This is a genomic window from Roseburia intestinalis L1-82, from assembly GCF_900537995.1.
Classification (GTDB): domain Bacteria; phylum Bacillota; class Clostridia; order Lachnospirales; family Lachnospiraceae; genus Roseburia; species Roseburia intestinalis.
The window spans coordinates 3977953-4002265 of record NZ_LR027880.1 but is presented as its reverse complement, the minus strand read 5'-3'; the positions used below and the strand labels follow the sequence as shown (position 1 = coordinate 4002265).

The window sequence follows — 24313 nt, the reverse complement described above, 5'->3', positions numbered from 1 at the left end:
CTTTCTAAATCGCATCTAATCCATAAGCCAGAGATATCATTTGCAGCAGACGCTCCGGATAATTATGGTATTTTTCGAGAGCAAGATAACCGTTGTGTGCAATTTCTTTTCGGTCGTTTTCGTGTGTCAGGTAATATTCTGTCTTAGAGAGTAAATCATCTTCTCCGGTATAACATTCCAACTCTTGTCCCGGAGTAAAATAATCCGTTAGTTCCGACTGATAATTCGTCAGCAAAAAACCTTCGCAGGCGAGCACATCAAACAGGCGTAATGGCAGTCCTGTCTGGATGGACTTGGCAGTAGGGTTTAGATTAATCTTGCTGAAGTGGAAAATAAGCGGCATTTCTGTCAGTGTTTTTGCAAGTCCACAGTTGTGGACAGAAAGTCCGGTCGTGTCGCTTGCGGTGTATAAGTTTACGGAATATTTGGAGCCAAGCGTCTGCATTAACCAGAGCCGCTCCATAGCAGTCACCTTTGCACCAAGGTATAACTGCGCCATTGTGGCGCGGTCATTCCGGCGGAAGCCGGTCGGCGGAGTATAAAAACCTTCTAGAGAATTACGAAACTCTTCTACGATGGAATCCGGCAGGATTTCCTCAAGAAAATTATAACCGTAGACCTTTAACTGGGCTGCCATAATGCCTTCCAGATAACCAGTAAGGTATCCTGGTTCTTTTTTTAGACGGTCATAGGGACATTTTTCAGTATAGAGTGAACCCACAAACGAGATATCACCGGAAAAACGGGAAATATCATCATCCGTGGCAGAAGATATCACTTTTTTCCAGCGCGTTGGATTGCTTGCCAGCGGCAGATGAAAAATGCAGGAAGGGTTGTAGCGGGAAAATTCGTTATACTGCGCGCGGTCAAAGAGAAAAATCCGATTCCACGGATTGCGGATGGAATCGGAATAAAGTTCCATGACCGGACTGTCCACGGTCCAGCAGAGATAGCGAATCTGAAAAATGTTGCAGACTTCTGAGATAAAAGGGTAGAAGTTGATGCTGAAAACAAAATCATAGCTTGCCTTTTGAAGTGCTTCATTTAAAAGTGCAACACCTTCAGAGGGAAGTAACTTTTTGTTGTAAATTTCCTCTGTGATTGTGACAACTTCATTTCCAAGTTCGCAGAATCCATCGATAATATCTGGTTCACATATGCTTCCATAGCGGTAAAATAATATTTTCATGAAAAATTCCTTTAATCCTGTCTGTTTGCAAATTGAATATAGTTATTATATACTAATAAACAAAGCATTTCTACCTAAAAGGTTATGATTATAGGTGAAAAGTTCGATATAAATAATATCATGACAGCAGGATGCTGTAAGAGAAAGCAGGAGGCTTAAAATATGTTAAATGGAAAGACAATCCTTGTAACAGGGGGAACAGGTTCTTTCGGAAACCAGTTTGTAACGTATGTTTTAGAAAATTATGATCCGAAGAAAATTATTATTTATTCCAGAGATGAATATAAACAGTTCATCATGGCGAATAAATTCAAAAAATATGGTGATAAGCTGAGATTTTTTATTGGCGATGTTCGTGATAAAGAAAGATTATACAGAGCTTTTGACGGCGTGGATTATGTGGTTCATGCAGCTGCATTAAAACAGGTTCCAGCCTGTGAATACAATCCGATGGAAGCTGTGAAAACCAATATTGACGGTGCAATGAATATCGTGGATGCAGCACTTGACTGTGGTGTGAAGCGAGTAGTTGCATTGTCTACGGACAAGGCAGTAAACCCTATTAACCTTTACGGGGGTACAAAACTTGTTTCTGATAAGCTGTTTATTGCAGCAAATGCATACGCGGGAACGAAGGATGTATGTTTTTCAATTGTACGTTATGGAAACGTTGCTGGAAGCCGTGGCTCTGTTATTCCATTTTTTCGCAATATCGTAGCAAACGGTGGAAAAGAGCTTCCGATTACTGATTACCGTATGACACGCTTCTGGATTAGTCTTGACGAGGGCGTGCAGCTTGTCATTAAGGCACTTTCAGAGGCAAAAGGTGGAGAAACCTTTATTTCCAAGATCCCTTCTTTTAAGATTACAGATCTTGCACAGGCAATTTTACCAGGATGTGAAATGCCGGAGGTTGGTATCCGTGAGGGTGAGAAACTTCATGAGATTATGGTAACGAGAGAAGATTCCATGATGACTTATGAATATGATAAACATTTTATTGTATATCCACATTTTGACTGGTGGGATAATTCAAAAATACAGCCGGGCGGAAAGAAAGTTGAATCAGGATTTGAATATAGTTCGGGAAAAAATACAGAATGGCTGTCTGTAGATGAGATTGCAAGACGGTTAAAGGATGTAAAAGAACATTAAAAATTAAATTTTGTAATGAAAAATCAGAATAAAATTGGAGAGAAAATTATGATTCAGTATTGTAAAAGATGCTGCTTGCCAAGCACAAAGCCGCATTTATCATTTGATGAGGAAGGTATCTGTAATGCCTGCCGTAACTATGAGAACCGTAAGAATGTAGACTGGGATGAGCGTAAAAAAGAATTGATGGAGATTCTTGACCGTTATCGTTCTAAAGACGGAAGTAACTGGGACTGCATTATTCCGGTCAGTGGTGGAAAGGACAGCACCTATCAGGTTATCACTATGTTAGAACTTGGAATGAATCCACTCTGTGTAACAGCGACAACCTGTGACCTCACTGATATCGGAAGAAGAAATATCGAGAATATCAAAAAAATGGGTGTTGATTACATCGAAGTAACCACTAACCGTGTGGTACGTGCGAAGTTAAACCGTATCGGACTGACAGAGGTTGGTGATATTTCATGGCCGGAGCATGTAAGTATTTTTACCGTCCCGGTGAGAATGGCGGTGAATTTCAATGTACCGCTTATCATCTGGGGAGAAAATTCCCAGAACGAGTACGGCGGACCGGCAGCAGCCGTTGAGAATAATGTTCTTGACCGCAGATGGTTAGAGGAGTTTGGTGGTATGCTTGGACTTCGTGTTAACGATCTTGTGGGACAGGAAGGAATTACAAAGAAAGACCTGATTCCATTTACCTATCCGACAGATGAGGAATTAAAACGTGTTGGTGTGACCGGCATTTTCCTTGGATACTACATCCCATGGGAAGGTTTACATAATGTACTTGTGGCAAAAGCGCACGGATTTGAAAGCTGGGGCAAGGTTGTAGAAGGCGATTACGATGATTATGAGAACCTTGACAATTATCAGGCTGGTATTCATGAATATTTCAAGTATCTGAAATTTGGTTTTGGACGCTGCTCTGACCAGGCATCCATGCACATCCGCCGCGGACGTATATCAAGAGAAGAGGCAATGAAAACGGTAAAGGAGCGTGATGGCGCATTCCGATGGACTTACCTTGATAAGAAGCTTGAAGATATCTTAGAACCAATCGGTGTGACAGTAGACGAGTTTATCAAAATCTGTGATGAATTTACGAACAAAAAACTGTTTTTGACTGATAAAAACGGTAAGCTGATTAAGGACAAAAATGGTAATCTGACTAAGATTAATTATGACAATGTAGAAGAGGACGAGAACAAATAAATGGAAACTGCGATTATCGACTATGGAATGGGAAACCTGTTGTCTGTACAGCGCGCATTTGAAAAGTGCGGTTCGGATGCAGTTATTATCGACAATCCGTTAGAACTGCGGGATGCAGAGCATATTGTACTTCCTGGAGTTGGCGCATTTCCGGATGCTATGGACAATCTCCGGAAAAATGGCTGGATAGAGGAATTAAACCGGGCAGTTTTGGAAAAAGAGACACCGATTCTTGGAATCTGCCTTGGAATGCAGCTCCTTGCGGACAAGGGGTATGAGGTGCGGGAATGTGACGGACTTGGTTATATTCCCGGAGAAATTGTCCGTTTTACGCAGACGCAGGAAAAGGAACGGATTCCGCATGTGGGGTGGAATGAGATTTTAAAGAGGGAAGATTCGCCACTTTTTGATGGAATTGCAGACGGAACAAATTATTATTTTGTACACAGCTATCATTTTCGCGTAGCAAATGAAAAAAACATTGCTACAGTGACACCTTACTGCGGAGAATTTGTGTCCTCTGTCATAAAGGATAATATTGTGGGGACGCAGTTCCATCCGGAGAAGAGCCAGAAGGCGGGGTTTAAGTTGATTAAGAATTTCCTTAGTATGTAGAAAAAGAGGTCGCAAAATGTTAAAGGTACGTGTGATTCCAACGTTATTATACAAATCAGTGGGACTGGTAAAAGGAGTCGGATTTAATTCCTGGCGTCGGGTGGATACGGTGCTGCCTGCCATCAAGGTTTATAATATGCGTGAGGTGGACGAGCTGATTTTGCTCGACATTGAGGCAACCAATGAAAAAAGAGACCCGGATTACGATGAAATCCGGGATTTTTCACGGGAATGTTTTGTACCGTTTTGTGTGGGTGGCGGGATTTGTCATATTGACCAGATTAAGAATCTGCTTCGTGCAGGGGCGGATAAGGTTGCAATCAACAGTGCGGCATATGATAATCTGTCTCTGATTACGGAGGGTGCGAAACTGTTTGGCTCGCAATGTATTGTGGCAAGCATTGACTGCCGTAAGATTGATGGAGAGTATCACTGTTTTTCTCACAACGGTTCGGTGGATACCGGTTGGCTTTTACAGGACTGGATTATAAAAGTGGTGGAGGCAGGTGCAGGAGAAATTCTGCTGACTTCCGTGGAACTCGACGGGACGATGGAAGGATATGATGTTGAAATGATAAAAATTGCAACGTCACTTGTGAATGTTCCGGTCATTGCCTCCGGGGGAGCCGGGAACTATGAGCATATGCGCAAGGCAGTGCAGGAAGGTGGTGCTTCTGCAGTAGCGGCGGCAAGCATTTATCATTTTACAGAGCAGACGCCGAAGGAAGCAAAAGAATATCTTGGGGAACACGGAGTTGCGGTGAGAATGATTTAGCGTATCTGCGCAACGAAAAAACGTTAGGGCTGCGGAAGAATTCAACATAGGGAGCGTTTTATAGAATTTGGTTAGACAAAAGGATGGAACATATGCAGAAACTGACACTAACAAGAGCGACAGAAGAAGATTGTCGCTTTTTATATGATTTGCGTAATGAGGAGGATGTCAGAAAAAATTCGTTTCAGACAGAGACATTTTCTTATGAAAGCCATGTGGCATGGTATAAGGAGAAACTTGGTGATAAGCAGACGCAAATTTATGTTTTGAAGCAGGATGGAGAGAACATCGGACAGGCTCGTGTGGATTTGCACGGAGTGGATGGAGAAATTTCTTATGCGCTCTGCCAAAAGGCAAGAGGATATGGATATGCTAAATGGATGTTAAGATGCATGGAAGATAGACTACGGGAGCAGGCATTTTGCAGAAAAATGACGGCTGAGGTTAAAAGAGAAAATATTGCATCACAGAAGATATTTGAAGGACTTTCATATTCGTCAGTTTCAACGGATTACGGATATATTTATGAGAAGGAAATACCACTTTTTACCATTATTATGTGTACTTATAATTCTGCACAGACAGTGGATGCAGCAATATCATCCGTGAAAAACCAGAAGTTTGATGGATGGGAAATGTTAATTCTTGATAATGGCAGTTCCGATGCAACTGTGGAGAAATTGAAACAGTATGAGAGGCTTGATGAAAGGATAAAATGCATATACCGTAAAGACAATATTGGTTGGTGTAAGGGAATCAGTGAGTGCCTGAAAATGTCGGTGGGAAGCTATATGATGTTCCTTGGAGCGGATGATTTTATGACAACAGAACAGACATTGTCAGAGGTCGCAGGGGAAGTTATTAAGCACCATCCGCAAGTTATTTTCACAGGAAGCTATTATGCGAAATATGAGCAAGGTAAATTTCAGGTAGTAAATCATACATTGCCGGAGTATAAGGTGTATAAAGAAAACAGAGACAAACTGACATGCATGGCAGAATTGATGAAAAATGTCTACTACAATTCTGTGATGCACTACGTGGAAATCGTTTTTTTAAAAGAAAATGGGATTGATTTTTATTATCCATTTTATGGGGACTGCCAGGGAATGACGGAAGCAATCGTGAGGGCAGAAAAAATTGTGGTTATGAGTCAGTCAGAGTATGTATTGACGCTTAACACATCGCAATCGTCAAAAACATGCGGATATAATCATGATGAGAAACGTCAGTGGGACAGCATAAAAGCAATTTTACCAGATAAATTTAATGCAAACGATACCAGAATTCAATATATAGCAAGACGGGTGTTAGACAATCTTACAGAGAAGTGTCAGAATATCGCGCTTGGAGAACCTCTTTGTGACAGTTATATGAATGCAATAGAAAAGAGTTTGCCGGAACGTTTTATACGTGTAGAAGAAATGATTTCTACACAGGAGATGGGTGAGATGATGAATTATGCCGGACGGGAAGAGTATGCGGAGTGCCTTATCGGGGCTGCGGGCGTGAATTACTGGATATGTAAGAAGAATAAGATGTTATTAGAAGAAATTTGCCGTAACAGCAAGTGGTTGGCGGAATTTGTGGAAGTTGCAATGGAAATGGATGAGACGGCGGGCATGGTCGTATGGAAAAAACAGTTTGACAGAGATGCGGGTGAGAGGCTGTTACAGATTTGTCAGAATCCGTGGAATCGTTTTAAAACAGGTGTGGAGTTACTGTTAAAAGACGATGTCAGGTATGAAGACACCAGAATAAGGGAGAAACTGTGCGAAGTAAAAGAAAGTGGTGTGATATATGCAATGCACAGTTTCACTCACTGACAGTAGTATTGACAGTGGGATTCATTATAATCTCACACATAGCTTCATCCCGATAGTCGCCGAAAAAAGGGCATGGTCGACACTTTCCTGGAGCGCAACAAGGATTTCCAGCCGGAAGTAGGTCTCAACACCTCAGGAGTTGTGAAAAAACTTTTGGCAGAGCCAAAGGCTTCTGATTAGGATCAGAAATATGTACTCTTTTTCCCAGCTTCTAATGTGAGATGGAAAGCATGAATGGAGTAGTCTGCGTGACGGATACGAGTGAATATTGACGAATGTAAGGGATAGGGAGGAATAAGAATTGAATGAATTCTTAACATTGATTTGCGATGCGATTGAACATATGAATATTGGCGGTTTCACTAAATTGCGCGAATTGGAACCGGAATTAAAGAGGCAGTATGATGTATTAGATCAACAGATTCAGTGGGATTGTCTGGCTGGTGTGGCAGAAACAACAAAACAGAATGGAAAATTTCAAATGCTGCTGTTTTCATACCTACTGAGTGCACTTAGAGATGAAAAAGTGGAATATTTTATAGAAAATATGTTAATAGAAGAAAATATACCACTTTTGAGCAGAATAAATACCATCCGTCAGCTCTGGAAAGCAGTTTTCAGTTCCCCAATGGTTACAGATGAAAAGCGTCATTATATTATTCAAAATAGTATTTATATAGATCTGGTAACACAGATTCGAAAAGAACTTAATATGAAATTGCAATATGTTCCATTTGCACAGAGGAACAAAAAAAGAGTTGTACTTATGATAGAACCTCTTTTGGGTGAAGCCCATGCACCAACTCAGAAAATGACAAATATTTATTGCTGGTTACAAAAGCTTGGATATGAAGTTTGTGTATATGCCACAAATATGAATCAAATAGAGATTTCAGAGTATTGGAATTGGTATAACTCACTGGTGGATGTATGCTGTTATCCGGAAACGGGGAAGTTTGAATTAAAACTTTTGGGGGTACATATAAAAGGATACAACCTGAATTATACGGAAGAGAATTATTTTGAAGAATTGAAAAAGGCAATACATGATATTAAAGAATATAACCCGGCATTTATACTGACGGTTGGAGATTCTAATATTCTGGCAGATCTATGTGGGGATTTTACGACGGTCTGTGCGATGGCATGTGTGAATCAGCCGGCTCAGACGGCTTCGTCTGTGATCGTAAGATACTTTCGATGTACGGAGGAAGAAAATAGAAAATATTTAGAATGGACCAGACCAGACCAGAAAATATTTGAAATGGTGTGTGTGGATGAACTGAATGCAAATGTAGAAAGTGGTGTCGATAGAAAAGATTTTGGAATTGCGGAAGATAAATTTGTAATTCTGATTGCAGGTAATCGTCTGGATACAGAAGTGACCGAAGAAGTAAAGAGGGTATTTCAAATGATTTTAGAACAAAATGAGGTGTTGTTTGTTTTTATTGGGAATTGCCCGAAACTTGAAAATGAGTTAGCAAAAGAGGCAGACCATTACCGCTTTTTTGGTGCAGTGAATGATTTTAAAGGGATCATGAGGATTGGAAATCTCTTTTTAAATCCGCCGAGACAGGGAGGAGGAACTGGAGCATTTTATGCGGTGGAAAATGATGTCCCGGTATTGACTCTGCCAGATTGTGATGTGGCACAGGTGGGGGAGGCATTTACCTGTGAAAAATTGTGGAATATGCCAGACATCGTAAACCGTTACATTCATGATGCTGCATTTATGGAACAACAGAAGGAAAATTGCAGAAAGAGTGCGGCAGCTATCTATGGAGTAGACAGTCTTGGAAATATCAAAAATTTTTGCAAAGAATTGCAGGAATATATTATAGAAAACGAGAATAACAGGGAAGGTTAGAGAAAACAGAGGAAGAAAGATGGATGATAAAATACTTGTAACACAAAGCTCAATGCCTCCATTTGAGGAATACGTGGAAATGATAAAGCCACTCTGGGAAAGTCATTGGCTGACTAATATGGGGGATTACCATAAACGTCTGGAAGATGAATTGAGAACTTATCTGAAAGTGCCGGAGATATCGTTGACGGTAAATGGGCATATGGCATTGGAATTGGCGCTTCAATCATTAAATCTTCCAAAAGGTGGTGAAGTAATTACGACGCCATTTACCTTTATTTCCACTACTCATGCGATTATACGCAATGGACTCGTACCGGTGTTCTGTGATGTGAAGGAAGATTATACTATTGATGAGAGCAAGATTGAGGAACTCATTACGGAGCATACTGTCGCTATTGTGCCTGTGCATGTGTATGGAAATATTTGTAATGTAGAAGAGATTGAGCAGATTGCATACAAGTATGATCTGAAAGTTATTTATGATGCGGCACATGCATTTGGAGAAACTTATCAGGGAAAAGGAGTCGGAAGTTTTGGCGATTTATCGACGTTCAGTTTTCATGCAACAAAAGTATTCCACACAATTGAAGGGGGCTGTGTTTGTGCGAAAACAAGAGAACAGTATGAAAAGCTGTATAATCTCAAAAATTTTGGAATACGGAATGAAGAATTAATCGTTTCTGTAGGGGCAAACGCTAAGATGAATGAATTTCAGGCAGCAATGGGACTGTGCAATTTAAAATATTTGCAGCAGAATATTGAAGCTAGAAAAAGAGTTGTGGAACGTTATTGTGAAAATTTTTCGGGAGAGACGAAGCTTCGGTTGAATCAGTATCAAAAAGGCGTAGAGCCGAATTATGCTTATATGCCGGTATTGTTTGAAACGGCAGAATTACGTGATAAAGTATATACAGGACTGCGACAGAAAAATATTTTTTCAAGAAAATATTTTTATCCGATTACTGCGGATGCAGCCTGCTTTAGGAACAAATACAAAAAGAATGATTTAGAGCAAGCGAGAGATTATTCTAACAGGATTCTTGTTTTACCGTTGTATGCCAGCCTGCGGATAGAACAGGTGGATATGATCTCTAAGGCGGTTCTTGAGATACAAAAAGAGGGATAAAGTGTGAAATTCCTTTTGGTATTGAAATGGAGAATGTGATGAAAGTTGGAATTATGCAGCCGTATTTTTTGCCGTATATTGGATACTGGCAACTTATGAATGCGGTAGACCGATATGTAATTTATGATGATGTTAATTTTATTAAGGGTGGTTGGATTCATAGAAACCGTATACTGCTTGGAGGAGAGGCAAAATATATAAATGTGCCGATGCTTGGAGCGAGTTCTTTTAAAAAAATTAATGAGATAATGGTTCATCATGAAATAGCGCTTGAAAATAAAAACTTAAGGATGCTTGAAAATGCATATGGAAAAGCACCATATTTTCAGGAGATATTTCCGATATTAGAGAGGATAATCCGAAATCCAGAGGAATCACTTGCATTGTATTTGGCGGATTCTATCCGTGAGATTCATGATTATCTGGAAATGAAATCAGAACTTGTTTTGTCATCTGATTTAAAAAAGGACTGTAGCAAACGTGGACAGGAAAAGGTACTGGAAATTTGTAAGTTGCTGCAGGCAGATACCTATTATAATGCAATTGGTGGTCAGGCACTTTATTCTTTTTCTGATTTTAAAGAGAATGGGATTATGCTTAAATTTTTAAAGACCGGGGAAATAAAGTATCAGCAGTTTGGGGATAAATTTGTTCCGGGACTTTCCATAGTAGATGTGTTAATGTTTAACAGTAAAGAAGAAGTTCGTAAACAATTACAGAATTATACGCTGGTGCAGGAAGAAGAATGAGAGAATTTGGCGGATATATTGAAATAGAACATTACAAAGGAAATGAATATCACACAGAATGTCTGGCATTAAACAATGGCAGAAATTGCCTGAGATATCTGATCCGTACGAGACGGATACGAAAAATAATGCTGCCGTATTTGCAATGCCGGGTGATTGAAGAGGTATGTAGGAGAGAAGGCGTACAGATACAGTGGTATGAGGTAAAGTCGTTTGAAAAACCTTATCAGGGGAAATATCCGGAGGAGGATGTTTTTTTATATCTTATCAATTACTATGGACAGCTTGAGAAGAATTATGTGGAAGAATTGTTTGCTGGGCATAAAAGAATCATTGTAGATAATGCGCAGGATTTTTTCTGTAAACCAATAGATGGTGTGGATACAATTTATACCTGCCGGAAATTTTTTGGAGTGCCGGACGGTGCATATTTATATACGGATGTGCAAGCGAAAATTACCTTACAAGCAGATTTCTCTTATGACAGAATGGAATTTTTGCTTGGAAGATATGAATGTGGTGCAGAGAAGTTTTACCGGAATTATCAGGAGAATGAAGCGTGGATGGACAAGCAGGAGCTGTTTGCAATGTCGGCACTGACACATAACATCTTACGAAGCATTGATTATGAAAGAGTAAAGAAAACACGTACCAGTAATGCAAAGAGACTAGATGCAGGGTTGGGTGAAAAAAATCTTTTGATGGTAAAGAATATGACAGGTGCTTATTTATATCCTTATTTTTGTGCTGATGGGGAAAGGCTTCGAAGAAAATTAATTGAACGCAAGATTTTTGTGCCAGTTTTATGGCAGAATGTGTTAGAAGATTGTGAAATACATACTGCGGAATATAACTATAGTAGAAATGTGGTGCCGCTTCCTTGTGACCAGAGATACACGGAGAATGATATGGATGAAGTAATAGCGGTGGTCAAAGAATTGGAGGAAAGGTAGAATGAAAAAAATTATTATTTTTGGGGCGACGGGAAATGTAGGGTCTTATGTTTTGAAATATGCGAGAGAATATTTTAATCCAGAAGAATATGAGGTAATTGCATCCGGAAGACGTAGAACGGATTTTTTCGAAAAACAGGGAATTCCGTATTATTCTGTGGATATTTCTCGTGAGGAAGAGTTTGAGAAACTTCCGAAAGAGGATGTGTATGCGGTAATTTATTTAGCTGCAGTTATTCCTTCTTACATGGAGGAGTACAATCCGGAGAGTTATATTAAAACGAATATAGTTGGAACATACCATGTGTTAGAGTATTGCAGACGTGTTCATGCAGACCGGATATTGTTTTCCACGACGGTGTTTGATATTTCACTTTTTGCAACGGATGGCACAGTTTTAAAGCCGGATTTGCCATACAATTTCAGTTATAAGGGAGACCATGCAGTCTATGTTATTACGAAAAATACAGCGATTGAACTGTTAGAACATTATCATCAGGAATATGGTTTGAAAAAGTTTGTTTTCCGTTTCCCGACAATCTACAGTTATAGCCCATATCACTATTATTTTCCGAATGGTAAAAAGACATTGCGTCCGGTATACCGCATGATTGAGCTTGCTATGAAGGGAGAACCAATTGAACTGTGGGGGAATCCGGACTATTCTAAAGATATGGTGCATGTTTATGATTGTGCTCAGATGCTTTGCAAGGCGGTAGAAGCAGACCGTGAAGAAGGTTTTTACAATGTGGGTACCGGAATTCCAGTGACGTTAAAGGAACAGATCGAGACAATTATTGAAGTGTTTTCATCAAAGGATCATCCATCCCAGATTGTATACAGACCTGATTTGCCAGCATCAGGGGGATTCCTGATGGATGTCGAAAATGCGAAAAAAGAGCTTGGATATGAACCACAATACGATTGCAGAAAATTATTTGAAGATTATAAGGCGGAAATGAAAATCAATCGTTTTAAGGAATTAAGGAAGCAGGATTAGAGGAAAACTATTATGAAACAGACAGAGCCGGTCAGCATCATATTGCCGACTTACAACCGGGCAAATCAGATTGGAAAAGCAATTGAAAGCGTGCTTGCGCAGACCTATGAAGACTTTGAGCTGATTGTTGTGGATGATGGCTCTACGGATGAAACAGAGAAAGTGGTTACTTCGTATAAGGACTGCAGGATTCGTTATCACCGGATGCCGGAAAATGGGGGACAGTCAAGGGCTAGAAACTGCGGAATGAAACTGGCACGCTATGATTATCTGGCATTTGAGGACAGCGATGATTTGTGGCGTCCGGGAAAATTAAAAGCACAGATGGAAGCAATGCGTAATGCCGGGACGAATGTGGGGATGGTTTACCATAAGTTCCGCTACGATCTCGGAGCAGGGAGAGGCATGGTGCTCCCGGATGAAAAAATTCCATATGAAAAGAAAAGCGGGGATATCTATGCACAGCTTTTGTGGGACAATCTGGTAGGAATTCCGACAATGTTGTTAAAGAAGGAATGTGTTGAGGCAGTCGGGGGACTTGATGAATCGTTACGATGTCTGGAAGATTATGATTTTGCCTTGCGGATTGCAAAAAAATATCAGGCGATTTTTCTGGATGAGATATACCTTGATGCCAGTTACTCGGTTTCGGGAGTATCAGGCGGTGACAGTGGACAGTATCTCATCGCAAGCTGTCTGCTGCTTGCAAAGTATAAGGCAGACTATCTTGCGACCGATACTTTTAATCACAGAGTAGAAATTATTTTACGGGATGCCGGGCGGCTTGGTGCCACGGAACAGATTGTGGAACTGTTAGAAAAAGTATTGCAAATGTAAGGATTAATTTACACACCAGTCATCTTTAGAGTAAGGAGCCTTTGACATTGCCCAATCAAACGGGACGTCGGCACTGCAGTAGCGGCAGGATTCCATTGGTGTAATCAGACGTTTCTGGATTTCCCAGCCGGTGAGTCCGGGTTCGTACAGGTCGATGCCCTCTTCCTCCGGAAGGTTTTCATGGAAATAGTCGTTAAAGTAGTGAACAACGAAAGGCTGGCAGCATGCCGCCATTTTACCCTTTGCGAGAAACGTACAGTTTCTGCGGATACAGTTTGCAAAGACCTGTTCCTTATCGGAGTCCCCCTGCGGATTTAAATACTTGGAAAAACACTCTTTTCCTTCACGCAGATCAGCGGAGAGGGCATGTGCCTGGATAAAAGAAATAATTTTATCACGGTCAAGGCAGGTATAGTCTGAAATGCTGATGTGTACACGATTTTCTTTGATCATCTGAATGACTTCTTCCTTTAAGGAGAGAAGAAGCAGTCCGTTTGTGACAATAATCAGATTCGTATAGGGAAATGCTTTGCGTACAGTGTTGATGTAGACACCGATTTCCGGGTTTAATAACGGTTCGCCTCCGAGCAGATAAAAATCATGAATCTGCGAGAAATAGCCGGTAAGCTGCTGAAGGTCGCGCACAAACTGTTCTTTATCCGGAAAGACAGGCTGTGGCACGAGGTTGGAAAAATGGCTGCATCCCTTGCAGTTTAAGTTGCAGTGGTCGGCAAGGTGAAATTCAAGCTGCATCAGCTCTGGGAGTACTTCTTTATAAGGATAAAGAATGGCATCACCGTCAATGGATTTGGAAAGCTCGAGTTTCTGGTAAAGAGTATGTGGAATGACATAGATATTTTCAATGCCAAGTTCTTTTAAAAGACGGAAATAGTAGGGATTTTCCCCTTGAATGTTAATGACACCGTCAATCTGGTGTGAACGGTAGAGGACTGCGGTTTCCTCTGGCGTATAGGTCACGGAAGAGGAAGCAAACTGCCCAAGGGAAACACTCGAAAGTCCGGCGATAAAGATATCCGGCCGGTAGGTCTGAAGTAACTGTATGCTTCTATTCCAGTTTGGAATATCTCCAAATAAAATCAGTTTCATGTAAATTCTCCTGTAAAGTATAAGATATCGATGATGCAGTGATACAAAGTATAAAGTGCATATCTGTATATATCGGAGAAAAGAGCGGAAATGTAAATGGATTTTAGAACATTAAAGAAGAAAAATGATGTAGCCGATATAAAAAAACAGTATGGGACGTTGTAAGGGAGAGATTTATGAAACGGGTTTTAAGACAGACGGCAGAAGGAATTTCGTTTTTGGAACTTTTGTTAGATGAGACGATCTGCGAGGGAGATATTCTGATCCCAAAAGAACTGATCCTGTTAGCGGGTGGCAGAAATGACCGGCTTCCGGCGAAAAAAAAGTATGAGCTTTTACTTCGGATTGCACAGAGAACGTCATTTGATCTGACAGAGGAGCCGTCTGGGGACATGGGAATGGAACTTTTGACGAATGACACCGCAGAAGAGACGGCAGACGGCTGGAAAACAGACTGTTACATCATCGGAAAATACAGTCAGATATTACAGGAAAATCAGGTGTTTGAGATGGCAGTGGCATCTGTGCTTGAGGAGGCACAAAGCCATGGGCATTATGAGCAGGCGGTTTCCTTTTTGGAGGCAATGATAGGGCATGCGGAATTGTTTTATGAACTTGACGCGCCAACAGAGCCAGTGTTGATTTACAAGGGAGATGATGTGTGTCACAATGTGCTGACCGTGTTTGCAGAACAGTTCGGGGCGGCACTGGGGAGAGCGGGAGCACAGATTATCTGGTATGATATGGCAAACCAGCCGCTAGAGGAACTTTTGCAGTACCGGAACCGGCACTTTAAGGCGGTTATCGGCGTACAGAGTTATCTGTTTTCTGTGAAGATGAAGGATGAGATTCATTATCTGCACGAGACAATTTACGGGCCGAAATTTAACTTCATTTTTGATCATCCGGTGTGGATGAAAAAACATTTGGAACATCAGTATCCTGATTTTTATGTACTCACACATGATGCGGACTATGTGGCATTTGTGCAGAACTATTTCAGAAAAAATGCAGTGTTGTTTCCACCAGCCGGGATTGAGCCGACGTGTAAGAACGAGGTCACCAGAAAATATGATCTGACATTCGTGGGAACTTATGGAAATTACTGGAATGAAATATTACTGATTCACCAGATGGAGCGAAAGGAGCGTTTCCTTGCAAACCGGTTTTTGCTTGTGATGCGAAAAAATCCCGATTTGTCATCGGAGGAAGCACTGAAAAGAGCGCTTATATTTTACGGCAGAAGCGTGGATAAAAAGGAGTTCGTGGAAATTTTATATGGACTGCGCCGAGTCATTTACTGCGTGATGCACTATTACAGAGACCGGGTGCTCCGGGTTCTGTTAGACAGCGGACTTACGGTGAATGTGTTTGGTGACAGCTGGAGGAACAGCCCGCTGGCTGCGTATGAGAATCTGATCTGTCATCCGGATGTCACAGTGGAGGAGAGTCTTTTGATCTGGCAGCAGTCGAAGCTTTCATTAAACATTATGTCGTGGCATAAAGCCGGGTTTACCGAGCGGATGGCAAATATTATGCTAGCGGGGGCGGTGCTTGTGACGGACGATACCAGATATTTGGAAGGAAGATATGAAAATGGAAAAGATTTGGTAAGTTTTGGACTTGCGGAGCGGGAGACACTACTAGAGCGGATAAAACGACTGCTTTCCGATGAGGCGGAAAGGGTACGGATTGCAGAGAGCGGAAGAGAGAAGACAAAGCAGTTTCATACCTGGGATGTTCGGGCAAAAGAATTTTTAGAATTGCTTGAGACACTGAATAAAAATGGGAGGTAATATAAATACGATGGAAAAATATGAAAAGCGCTTGGACGAGGAACAATGGGGAGAACTTTATAATAAAGAGCAGGCAGAGCAGGTTATTAATGGAATACTGACGGAGCAGGTGTTCTGCTGGACTGAGGAGTTATTAAAAATTTCTGCCGAGGGAGACAAGATGTGTGAGGTTGGCTGTGGTTCAGGTCAAAGTGCCGCATATCTGCAAAGGCATGGAAGAAAGGTGACAGCGCTTGACTTCTCCAAAGAATGTGTAGAATTGGTTAATGTGATAAACAGCCACCTGAATCTTGGAATGAATGTGGTCTGTACGGATGCGACAAAGCCGCTTCCGTTTGAGGAAAAAGAATTTGACTATATTTATCAGTGCGGACTTCTGGAGCATTTCCATACAGATGAGAGAATTGATTTGTTAAAAAACTGGAGCCATTATACGAAACACATGATTTCCATGATTCCGAATGCGGCAAGCATCGCATATCGCACTGGGAAGGCAATGATGGAGCAACAGGGCGTCTGGTCATATGGGTTAGAATTACCGCAGTACAGTCTTGGCAGCGAGTTTGAGCAGGATGGGATCCACAATGTGAGAGAGTATACGATTGGCGCAGAGCACGCACTTGCATTTCTGCCGGAGGAGCATTATTTAAGAAAAGCATTGCAGCTGTGGCTACTAGAAAGCAGACAGCTTGGGATGGAGGATATCTGTGGACAGGGGTATCTTCTGGTAACAATTGGGGATTGCGAATAAATAGCAACGTCTTTGGGGATTAAACTAAGGAAAATGTCACTTTATGCCGATATAATATTTAAAATGTAAAGAGAAAGGAACGCCAAATGGCATTGCTATTGTTGGCAGGGAAGAATCATGGAAGATAACAGAAAAGAGCAGATTGAGGCACTGGAGGTGCTTTTGGAGTTCAATGAACGTCTTGTAAAGAATATGAATATTATTGTGAAGGAATTATCCGGCAAGCGTCTGGATGATACCGATAAATTTTTAAAATCCATTGTAGATGCTATCAACTGGGAAATTCAGGTGGTAAATGGAACCTTGGAAGTGATCAATGACGGAGAGGAACGCCTTGATAAAAAAGCATTTAACAAGGCAGTTTCCGCATTGGCAGAGGCAATCAAGGCAAAGGATGATGCGGCAATGGCAGCGGAGTTCCAGAATGTGATTCCGGTGTTTGAAAAGCTGGGAGAGATTGCTGCGAAAGTAGTAAAATAGAAATTTGAAACTGTCATGTTAGCGCATATACTAATGTGACAGTTTTTTGCTTATAAAAAGCTTTGGAACAGGACGGAGGAGCAAATATGAATCAGAAAAGCCTGGCAATTATCACTGCGCGTGGGGGAAGCAAGCGGATTCCGCGTAAGAATATCAAGGACTTTTGTGGAAAGCCGATTATGGCATATTCGATTGAGGCGGCACTTGAAGCAGGATGCTTTGATACGGTCATGGTGTCGACCGATGATGAAGAAATAGCGCAGATTGCAAAAAAATATGGTGCGGAAGTGCCTTTTTTGCGGAGCGAGCGCACAGCGGGAGATTTTGCAACAACAGCGGATGTACTGATGGAGGTGTTTGAGGAATACGAAAAGCGTGGAGAGAAGTTTGACCATGCGGCGTGCATCTATCCAACAGCACCGTTTGTAACAGCACAGAAGTTAAAGGCCGGAATGTCACTGTTACAGGAGAAGCAGGGGACGATGCTGATGCCTGTTGTGGCATTTTCGTTTCCACCGCAGCGCGGTGTTGTAAAAAAAGGTGAATTTCTTGAGTTCTGCTACCCGCAGTACCGCAACAGCCGTTCGCAGGATCTAGAGACGATGTACCATGACTGTGGACAGTTTTACTGCTATGATGTAGAAAAATACAGAAGCGTCAGAGGACAGATTGACACCGGAATCATTCCATATATCGTATCGGAACTGGAAGTGCAGGACATCGATAACGAGACAGATTGGAAATTGGCAGAAATGAAATACCGAATGATGAAAGGGGAATAAGGTGGCAGATCATAAGGTTTCAGTTATGAAACTATTATTTTTTGAGTGGCATTCTTTTATGAATAAGGGAATCGAGCGGGGGTTGAAGGAACTGGAAATCCCGTATGATACATTTTTTTATCAGTTTAACGACTGGGAAAAGGATGATGCTTTTTTAGAGCAGTTTCGAGCTTATTTAAAGGCGGGAACTTATACGGACGTGCTGTCGGTCAATTTTTCGCCATTGATTTCGATGTTGTGTGAGGAACTTGGAATCGTATATACGGCATGGGTATATGATTCGCCACTTCACATTCGAAATCTGGAGAGCCTTAAGAATTCCTGCAACCGGATTTTCTTTTTTGACAGGGGACAGGCAGAGGAACACCACAAAAATGGAGTCAATGCGATGCATCTGCCGCTTGCGGTGGATACGGGGGTCTTTCGTATTAATGCATCGAAACGGGAAAAAGAAGACTATCGGACGGATATCTCTTTAGTTGGAAAACTTTACCAGACAGAGTATGCATATTTTACGGCACCGTTACAGGGCTATACAAAGGGGTATCTGGAAGGAATCGTAAATGCACAGGGCAAAGTGTACGGCGGTTATCTGATACCGGAATTAATTACGGATGAACTGTTGGCACAGATGAATGCCGATTATGCAAAGGTGGCAACGGACGGTTTCTCGATGGGCAGAAGAGAGCTTGAATTTATGCTTGCTTGTGAGACGACCGGGCGGGAACGTTATATGGCATTAGCACTTTTATCTGCACATTATCTGGTGGATTTGTACTCAACGGATGTGGATAAGCGGTTGGAAAAAGTGCGATACCGTGGATATGCGGACTATTATTCCCAAATGCCGCTTGCGTTTTCCCAGAGCAAAATCAACCTGAATATTTCGCTCAAGACCATCCGTACCGGAATACCGCTTCGTGTCATTGACGTGCTTGGCTGCGGCGGATTTGTGCTCTCTAATTATCAGGAAGAACTTTTTGAGTATTTTAACGTCGGAGAAGAGTTAGTCGTATATGAGAATATAGAGGACTTGTTTTATCAGGCAAAATATTACTTAGAACACGAGGATGAGAGAAAACAAATTGCACTTGCGGGAGTTGAGCGTGTAAAGCGTGATTTTACGTTCCGGGAACGGCTTGAAAAAATGTATCCAAAAAACTAGAATTTTATGAAACAGATTTTAAAAAGAGGAAAAGAATGGAAATTTCAGAACAGTTGGCCAGACAATTATTGGAATCTATTGAAAACGGATTTATAAACGAGACGACGATAGCAAAATTTCGATATTGGCATCTGGATGCGGTCATGAACATGACAAAATATATGGAACATGGCAGAGAAACCTTTTGGGAAATTAAATCCTATCTGGAACAGATGAATATTGAAAGACTTCGAAAACAGGAAAAAATAATTGTTGGTTTTATTACGTCATCGTCTCAGGACTGGATCGGAGATGAACTATACTGGCTGTTAGAAAAATCAGAAAAGTTTGAACCGTATATTTTTGTGATGGCAACATATTTAAATGGCATGGGGAACCCTTTAAAAAGGGATTATTGTGAGACCGTAAGTTTCTTTCAAAAACGTGGATTGCGGGTAAAACAGACCTTTGATGTGGAGACAGAGCATTTATACACATGGGATGAGATAGGGATGAAACCGCAGCTGTGCATTTGGCTGACACCTTGGGCAGACGGTTTTAAAGAACATTTTCATTTGTTATATTATTCACTGGATACGATTCATGCGTATATTCCATATGGTTTTATGATAGCAGGGAGTGAAGACGGAAGGTTTATCGAAGCACAGTATAACCAGTTGATACATAATATTGCGTGGAAAATTTTTGAAGAAAATAAAATTGCAGTAGAATTGGCAGGCAGGTATTCTTTTGTAGGAAACAGAAATACCGTTTATCTTGGATATCCCAAAATGGATAGTTTTTATGGAGAGCGTGAAAATTGTACAATTTGGGACGAATTGAAAGAAAAGATTGGAAATCCAAATGCAAAATGTGTGATTTATGCACCACATCATACACTTGATAAAGACAAAGAACCTGTGTGCTTTTCGACTTTTGCACAGAATGGGAAAAAGATGTTGGATTTTGCACGTAAATATCAAAAAGATATAGTGTGGGTGTTTAAACCACATCCGACGTTGAGGACGAAAGCGGTGTTGGCTGGAATATTCAAGGATGATAGCGAATGGGAAGATTATATAAAACAATGGGAAGATTTGGAGAATGCAGCTTATGTGAATGATGGAATGTATCAGGATTTGATGTGTAAGTCAGATGCAATGATCTTGGATAGCATATCTTTTTTAGCTGAGTACATGTATACGAGTCACCCGATGTTATTTTTGAAGAGAAAAGAACAGCGCTTTAATGAGTTCGGGAAACTGGTAGTGGAACAGTTATATCAGGCAGAGGGAAATAATTTTGCGGCAATAGACGAATTCCTTCAAAAAGTAGTTTTGAATGAAAACGACGAACAGTTCGAGAAGAGAAAAAAATTTTTTCTTGAAAATCTTGATTATAAAAATATGAATTATAAAAACGCAAATGCAGCACAAAGTATATATTGTGAAATAGAGAACACGTTTGGCAAAAAGGAAAAATGACAGAATGAAAAAGACGATGGAACAATTAGAAGCTTACAGGATAGTAAGGCAGGAATTACAGAATACACTAAGTGGTGATGCAAAAAAAGATTGCCAGATCTATAAAGATCTATGGTATTTGGATTTTATGGAGAAGGGTGGAATTATTTCTGAAGATGGAGGATTTTTGACGGACTCAGAAGAATTGATTAAGAAGGTAAAAACAAGATATCAGAATGACAGTATGACTGCGTGGTGGACAAAACAAAAGAATTGGACTGTAAAGAATGGTGTAAATGGTTTCCTTGATGAACAAATAAAGAAATGGTTAGAGGAGATGTATTTACCTTATATCGATGAAACACAGATTGTAGGAGATCTGGCCTGTGCAAGTGGGTAATGGAGTTTCCTGATAGCAAAGAAAGCAAAACAAGTATATGCATTTGATTATTCAAAGAGTATGATAGATTTTGCAAAAGATAAAGCTGAAAAGTTGAATATTAATAATATAGAATTTGTGCAGGCAGATGCTATAACATTAAAATTTGATCGGCAATATGATAATTTCATGATGTTAGGATTGCTGACTTGTATAAATAATGAGGAAGAGGCGGAACATATTATACGGAATGTATATGAAGTTTTAAAACCAGGGGCAAGATTAATTGTTAGAGATAGTCTTACTAAAACTGAATACAGAGAGATTTTTTTATATAATTTTATCAGTGGATATCAGGCAGTTTACAGAAATGTGGAGTGCTACAGAGAGTTATTTGTAAGATGCGGTTTTGAAATCGAATCAGAAATTGCATTAAAAGAAGAAGTTACGGATGGAATTGAATATGTAAATTATGGTGCAATATTAAAGAAAGTATGATTAAGATGTCACAAGAAGGTAGGAAATTTTATGCAGGTAATAAAATATGCGTTTCAGCAGCATGGTGATGACAGGGGAATGCTGGTCGCACTGGAAGAATATAAAGATATTCCGTTTGAAATTAAACGTGTTTACTATATGTATGATACGAAAAAAAATGTACATAGAGGGTTTCATGCACATAAGTCGCTGGAACAAATTTTAATCTGTATTCATGGATCCTGTAAGGTACTGTTGGATAACGGAACGGAAAAGAAGATTGTCTCGCTGGAAAAACCATATGAAGGTTTGTATATTGCAAATAACATGTGGCGTGAAATGTATGACTTTTCTGAGGATGCAGTCCTGATGGTGCTGGCATCAGAATACTATAAGGAAGAAGACTATATCAGGGATTACAATGAATTCCTGCGGATGGTCGGGGTAGAGAAATAAGATGAAAATTCCATTTGTATCATTTGAACCGATGCACCGGGAAGTGGATGCAGAACTGAAAAATGCACTTCTCTCGGTATATGAAGCGGGCTGGTTTATTCGTGGCGAACGGGTAACACAATTCGAACAGGAATTTGCGGCATATTGTGGAGCAAAATATTGTATTGGCTGTGGAAATGGGCTAGATGCTCTTTTTCTGATATTAAAGGCATATGGAATTGGTGCAGGTGATGAGGTAATTGTACCATCACACACGTTTATTGCAACAGCGCTTGCAGTGACATATGCTGGGGCAGTTCCTGTTTTTGTGGAACCGGATATGGAAAGTTATACGTTAAATCCGGCACGGATAGAAAAGGCAGTTACACCATATACAAAGGCAATCATTGCTGTGCAGTTATATGGGCAGGCAGCCGATATGGATGCAATTAATGCAATCGCAAAAAAGCATGGGCTGAAGGTGATTGAGGACGCAGCGCAGGCACATGGTGCCCTATATAAAAATAAAAGAATTGGAAATCTTGCGGATGCTGCAGGTTTTAGTTTCTATCCGGGGAAAAATCTTGGTGCATTTGGGGATGGTGGTGCTGTTGTGACATCTGACAAAGAGCTTGCGGATAAAGTACGTGCACTGGCAAATTATGGATCGGACTATAAGTATCATCATATCTATCAGGGAAATAATTCTCGACTGGATGAGATACAGGCTGCAGTACTTTCTATAAAATTAAAAAATCTGGATCGATGGAATGAAAACCGCCGGAAGACTGCACAGAAATATTTAACGGAAATAAAAAATGAAAAGCTGATTCTGCCAGTCGAAATGCCGTACAATTCCCACGTATGGCATATTTTTGCGGTTCGTACAAAGGAGCGGGACAGGCTGGAAACATATCTGAACGAGAATGGGATTGGGACAACCATTCATTATCCAACTGCGATACACAGACAGAAGGCATACGAGAATCTTGGACTGCTGGAGGGAAGTTATCCGCTTGCGGAAGAGATTGCAGCAACAGAGCTTAGTATACCGATGTATTATGGAATGACCGGAGAACAGATTAAGTATGTAATTGACACATTGAACCGCTGGAGATAAACGGAGGAAGTATGGAACCATTAGTAACAGTATTGATAAGCAGCTATAATCAGGGAGCGTATATTTCAGAATGTCTGAACAGTGTTTTAAATCAATCTTATAAAAATTTACAGGTTATTGTGGTGGATGATGGCTCGCAAGATGATACATTGGAAATTCTTCAATCCTGTGAAGATGAGAGAGTGACTGCTTTAACAACAGAAAAGAATACGGCATTTCGCCTGTATGAAATAGCGGAAAAAGAAATACAGGGAAAGTATGTAGCAGAACTTGCTTCAGATGATCGATGGACGTTGGATAAAATAAAAAAACAGGTTGATTTTCTTGAAAGTCATGGAAGTATTGGAGCGGTGTTTTCATGGTGTGAAGTTTTAACTCCGGATTTAAATGAGAAAGAGCGGCTGGAAAAGATATTTAATGTTCAGAACAGGGAAATGCATGAATGGTTTCGTGAACTGATTGTTGAGGGCAATAAATTTAACAATCCGTCCGTCATGTTCCGGACAGAAGTGTTTCAGAAATATGGTGGCTATCGATTTCAATACAGACAGTTACAGGATCTGGAATTGTGGCTTAGGATGCTGCCCAATGAAACTATTTATGTTATGCCGGAAAAACTGACATATTATATGTGGCATCCTCAGGATAAAGTTGGGAATATTAGTGCAGCCACAGTGGATAATATGGTACGGCTGGATACAGAAATGTCTTATATTCTTTTTGATGTTTTCAGGAATACAGATGGAGATTTTTTTAATCGTTCCTTTTCAAGAGAATTGGAAGGGGATATGTCACTGGAAAATGAGGATATCGTATGCAAAAAATTTTTAATATTGGCATGCTTTAACTCATCGGTTTTTCAGGATGCGGCAATTTTGTTTTACCATGAATGTATCAGGGAAGACGGCATATTGGATGTTCTTGAACAAAAATATGGATTTTCAAGAGAGGATTTCTGGAAATATGAAGGGGAAAAGGGCAGTGTTCATGATATGATGACGTACAGGGAACTGGCTGTAAAATGGAGAGAAACTTATTACAACAATCAGAAGTAACAAGGAAGTAA

The 24313-nt window shown here is 40.6% G+C and carries 24 protein-coding genes; 22 read left to right on the top strand and 2 right to left on the bottom strand.

The features are described 5' to 3' along the window. Window positions 1-4: 4 nt before the first annotated feature. Window positions 5-1189 carry a CgeB family protein gene (locus RIL182_RS18805; protein WP_006857360.1) on the bottom strand — a complete coding sequence of 395 codons (1185 nt, stop codon included), beginning with the start codon at window positions 1187-1189 and terminating at the stop codon, window positions 5-7. Between the two features lie 162 nt (window positions 1190-1351). Here RIL182_RS18805 and pseB point away from each other — a divergent pair, with 162 nt between their 5' ends. From pseB to RIL182_RS18750, 11 genes are all read left to right on the top strand, one after another. Next, window positions 1352-2344, top strand: a complete 993-nt coding sequence (gene pseB, locus RIL182_RS18800; RefSeq protein WP_006857359.1) for a UDP-N-acetylglucosamine 4,6-dehydratase (inverting) — start codon at window positions 1352-1354, stop codon at window positions 2342-2344. Window positions 2345-2359: 15 nt separating this feature from the next. Further along, window positions 2360-3562 carry an N-acetyl sugar amidotransferase gene (locus tag RIL182_RS18795; protein WP_006857435.1) on the top strand — a complete coding sequence of 401 codons (1203 nt, stop codon included), beginning with the start codon at window positions 2360-2362 and terminating at the stop codon, window positions 3560-3562. Beyond that, window positions 3563-4177, top strand: a complete 615-nt coding sequence (hisH, locus tag RIL182_RS18790; RefSeq protein ID WP_006857358.1) for an imidazole glycerol phosphate synthase subunit HisH — start codon at window positions 3563-3565, stop codon at window positions 4175-4177. A gap of 16 nt (window positions 4178-4193) precedes the next feature. Continuing rightward, window positions 4194-4952, top strand: coding sequence for an imidazole glycerol phosphate synthase subunit HisF (gene hisF, locus RIL182_RS18785; protein WP_006857357.1), 759 nt, complete (start codon window positions 4194-4196; stop codon window positions 4950-4952). Window positions 4953-5044: 92 nt separating this feature from the next. Next, window positions 5045-6778 (top strand): GNAT family N-acetyltransferase, encoded by a 1734-nt coding sequence (locus RIL182_RS18780; protein ID WP_049938249.1) that lies wholly within the window; start codon window positions 5045-5047, stop codon window positions 6776-6778. 301 nt (window positions 6779-7079) lie between these two features. Beyond that, complete coding sequence (locus RIL182_RS18775) at window positions 7080-8645, top strand: glycosyltransferase family protein (RefSeq protein ID WP_044999080.1); 1566 nt, start codon at window positions 7080-7082, stop codon at window positions 8643-8645. A gap of 19 nt (window positions 8646-8664) precedes the next feature. Then, on the top strand, window positions 8665-9774 hold the full coding sequence (locus RIL182_RS18770) for a DegT/DnrJ/EryC1/StrS family aminotransferase (RefSeq protein ID WP_006857356.1): 1110 nt from the start codon (window positions 8665-8667) through the stop codon (window positions 9772-9774). Window positions 9775-9812: 38 nt separating this feature from the next. Continuing rightward, on the top strand, window positions 9813-10523 hold the full coding sequence (locus RIL182_RS18765; protein ID WP_044999078.1) for a WbqC family protein: 711 nt from the start codon (window positions 9813-9815) through the stop codon (window positions 10521-10523). Then, window positions 10520-11476, top strand: coding sequence for a hypothetical protein (locus RIL182_RS18760; RefSeq protein WP_006857355.1), 957 nt, complete (start codon window positions 10520-10522; stop codon window positions 11474-11476). The genes RIL182_RS18765 and RIL182_RS18760 overlap by 4 nt, the downstream gene beginning before the upstream one ends. 1 nt (window position 11477) lies before the next feature. After that, on the top strand, window positions 11478-12476 hold the full coding sequence (locus tag RIL182_RS18755; RefSeq protein WP_006857354.1) for an NAD-dependent epimerase/dehydratase family protein: 999 nt from the start codon (window positions 11478-11480) through the stop codon (window positions 12474-12476). A gap of 12 nt (window positions 12477-12488) precedes the next feature. Beyond that, window positions 12489-13313 (top strand): glycosyltransferase family 2 protein, encoded by an 825-nt coding sequence (locus RIL182_RS18750; RefSeq protein WP_006857353.1) that lies wholly within the window; start codon window positions 12489-12491, stop codon window positions 13311-13313. A gap of 3 nt (window positions 13314-13316) precedes the next feature. Here RIL182_RS18750 and RIL182_RS18745 read toward each other — a convergent pair whose 3' ends face one another. After that, window positions 13317-14420, bottom strand: coding sequence for a radical SAM protein (locus RIL182_RS18745; protein WP_006857352.1), 1104 nt, complete (start codon window positions 14418-14420; stop codon window positions 13317-13319). A 176-nt stretch (window positions 14421-14596) separates the two neighbouring features. Between RIL182_RS18745 and RIL182_RS18740 the strand changes: the two genes are divergently transcribed. The 11 genes from RIL182_RS18740 (at window position 14597) to RIL182_RS18690 (ending at window position 24302) form a co-directional block, all read left to right on the top strand. Beyond that, complete coding sequence (locus RIL182_RS18740; RefSeq protein ID WP_006857351.1) at window positions 14597-16216, top strand: glycosyltransferase family protein; 1620 nt, start codon at window positions 14597-14599, stop codon at window positions 16214-16216. 10 nt (window positions 16217-16226) lie between these two features. Then, entirely contained in the window at window positions 16227-16967 is a 741-nt protein-coding gene (locus tag RIL182_RS18735) for a class I SAM-dependent methyltransferase (protein WP_197730449.1), read from the top strand. A gap of 117 nt (window positions 16968-17084) precedes the next feature. Further along, on the top strand, window positions 17085-17447 hold the full coding sequence (locus RIL182_RS18730; RefSeq protein ID WP_006857350.1) for a hypothetical protein: 363 nt from the start codon (window positions 17085-17087) through the stop codon (window positions 17445-17447). Between the two features lie 86 nt (window positions 17448-17533). Next, window positions 17534-18229, top strand: coding sequence for a pseudaminic acid cytidylyltransferase (gene pseF, locus RIL182_RS18725; protein WP_044999076.1), 696 nt, complete (start codon window positions 17534-17536; stop codon window positions 18227-18229). 25 nt (window positions 18230-18254) lie between these two features. Next, a complete protein-coding gene (locus RIL182_RS18720; protein ID WP_006857429.1) occupies window positions 18255-19394 on the top strand; it encodes a glycosyltransferase family protein in 1140 nt (379 codons plus the stop codon). A 35-nt stretch (window positions 19395-19429) separates the two neighbouring features. Further along, entirely contained in the window at window positions 19430-20857 is a 1428-nt protein-coding gene (locus tag RIL182_RS18715) for a CDP-glycerol--poly(glycerophosphate) glycerophosphotransferase (protein WP_006857349.1), read from the top strand. A gap of 4 nt (window positions 20858-20861) precedes the next feature. Next, on the top strand, window positions 20862-21236 hold the full coding sequence (locus RIL182_RS18710) for a hypothetical protein (protein WP_006857428.1): 375 nt from the start codon (window positions 20862-20864) through the stop codon (window positions 21234-21236). A gap of 9 nt (window positions 21237-21245) precedes the next feature. Then, on the top strand, window positions 21246-21713 hold the full coding sequence (locus RIL182_RS18705; protein ID WP_082241362.1) for a class I SAM-dependent methyltransferase: 468 nt from the start codon (window positions 21246-21248) through the stop codon (window positions 21711-21713). Window positions 21714-21743: 30 nt separating this feature from the next. Then, on the top strand, window positions 21744-22148 hold the full coding sequence (locus tag RIL182_RS18700) for a sugar 3,4-ketoisomerase (RefSeq protein WP_006857347.1): 405 nt from the start codon (window positions 21744-21746) through the stop codon (window positions 22146-22148). 1 nt (window position 22149) lies between these two features. Further along, window positions 22150-23247: a DegT/DnrJ/EryC1/StrS family aminotransferase gene (locus RIL182_RS18695; protein WP_006857346.1), complete on the top strand. Its 1098-nt coding sequence runs from the start codon at window positions 22150-22152 to the stop codon at window positions 23245-23247. An 11-nt stretch (window positions 23248-23258) separates the two neighbouring features. Further along, the gene (locus tag RIL182_RS18690; protein ID WP_006857345.1) at window positions 23259-24302 is read left to right on the top strand and encodes a glycosyltransferase; all 1044 of its coding nucleotides are present in this window, start codon (window positions 23259-23261) and stop codon (window positions 24300-24302) included. Window positions 24303-24313: the final 11 nt, after the last annotated feature.

Excerpts from the sequence above, each read along its gene's own strand:
- RIL182_RS18700 (WP_006857347.1), top strand. The coding sequence starts at position 21,744 with ATGCAGGTAATAAAATATGCGTTTCAGCAGCATGGTGATGACAGGGGA.
- hisF (WP_006857357.1), top strand. The coding sequence starts at position 4,194 with ATGTTAAAGGTACGTGTGATTCCAACGTTATTATACAAATCAGTGGGA.
- RIL182_RS18750 (WP_006857353.1), top strand. The coding sequence starts at position 12,489 with ATGAAACAGACAGAGCCGGTCAGCATCATATTGCCGACTTACAACCGG.
- RIL182_RS18735 (WP_197730449.1), top strand. The coding sequence starts at position 16,227 with ATGGAAAAATATGAAAAGCGCTTGGACGAGGAACAATGGGGAGAACTT.
- RIL182_RS18795 (WP_006857435.1), top strand. The coding sequence starts at position 2,360 with ATGAAAAATCAGAATAAAATTGGAGAGAAAATTATGATTCAGTATTGT.
- RIL182_RS18690 (WP_006857345.1), top strand. The coding sequence starts at position 23,259 with ATGGAACCATTAGTAACAGTATTGATAAGCAGCTATAATCAGGGAGCG.
- RIL182_RS18695 (WP_006857346.1), top strand. The coding sequence starts at position 22,150 with ATGAAAATTCCATTTGTATCATTTGAACCGATGCACCGGGAAGTGGAT.
- RIL182_RS18770 (WP_006857356.1), top strand. The coding sequence starts at position 8,665 with ATGGATGATAAAATACTTGTAACACAAAGCTCAATGCCTCCATTTGAG.
- RIL182_RS18745 (WP_006857352.1), bottom strand. The coding sequence starts at position 14,420 with ATGAAACTGATTTTATTTGGAGATATTCCAAACTGGAATAGAAGCATA.
- RIL182_RS18765 (WP_044999078.1), top strand. The coding sequence starts at position 9,813 with ATGAAAGTTGGAATTATGCAGCCGTATTTTTTGCCGTATATTGGATAC.
- RIL182_RS18780 (WP_049938249.1), top strand. The coding sequence starts at position 5,045 with ATGCAGAAACTGACACTAACAAGAGCGACAGAAGAAGATTGTCGCTTT.
- RIL182_RS18730 (WP_006857350.1), top strand. The coding sequence starts at position 17,085 with ATGGAAGATAACAGAAAAGAGCAGATTGAGGCACTGGAGGTGCTTTTG.
- RIL182_RS18720 (WP_006857429.1), top strand. The coding sequence starts at position 18,255 with ATGAAACTATTATTTTTTGAGTGGCATTCTTTTATGAATAAGGGAATC.
- RIL182_RS18755 (WP_006857354.1), top strand. The coding sequence starts at position 11,478 with ATGAAAAAAATTATTATTTTTGGGGCGACGGGAAATGTAGGGTCTTAT.
- pseF (WP_044999076.1), top strand. The coding sequence starts at position 17,534 with ATGAATCAGAAAAGCCTGGCAATTATCACTGCGCGTGGGGGAAGCAAG.
- RIL182_RS18805 (WP_006857360.1), bottom strand. The coding sequence starts at position 1,189 with ATGAAAATATTATTTTACCGCTATGGAAGCATATGTGAACCAGATATT.
- hisH (WP_006857358.1), top strand. The coding sequence starts at position 3,563 with ATGGAAACTGCGATTATCGACTATGGAATGGGAAACCTGTTGTCTGTA.
- RIL182_RS18760 (WP_006857355.1), top strand. The coding sequence starts at position 10,520 with ATGAGAGAATTTGGCGGATATATTGAAATAGAACATTACAAAGGAAAT.
- RIL182_RS18740 (WP_006857351.1), top strand. The coding sequence starts at position 14,597 with ATGAAACGGGTTTTAAGACAGACGGCAGAAGGAATTTCGTTTTTGGAA.
- RIL182_RS18715 (WP_006857349.1), top strand. The coding sequence starts at position 19,430 with ATGGAAATTTCAGAACAGTTGGCCAGACAATTATTGGAATCTATTGAA.
- RIL182_RS18710 (WP_006857428.1), top strand. The coding sequence starts at position 20,862 with ATGAAAAAGACGATGGAACAATTAGAAGCTTACAGGATAGTAAGGCAG.
- pseB (WP_006857359.1), top strand. The coding sequence starts at position 1,352 with ATGTTAAATGGAAAGACAATCCTTGTAACAGGGGGAACAGGTTCTTTC.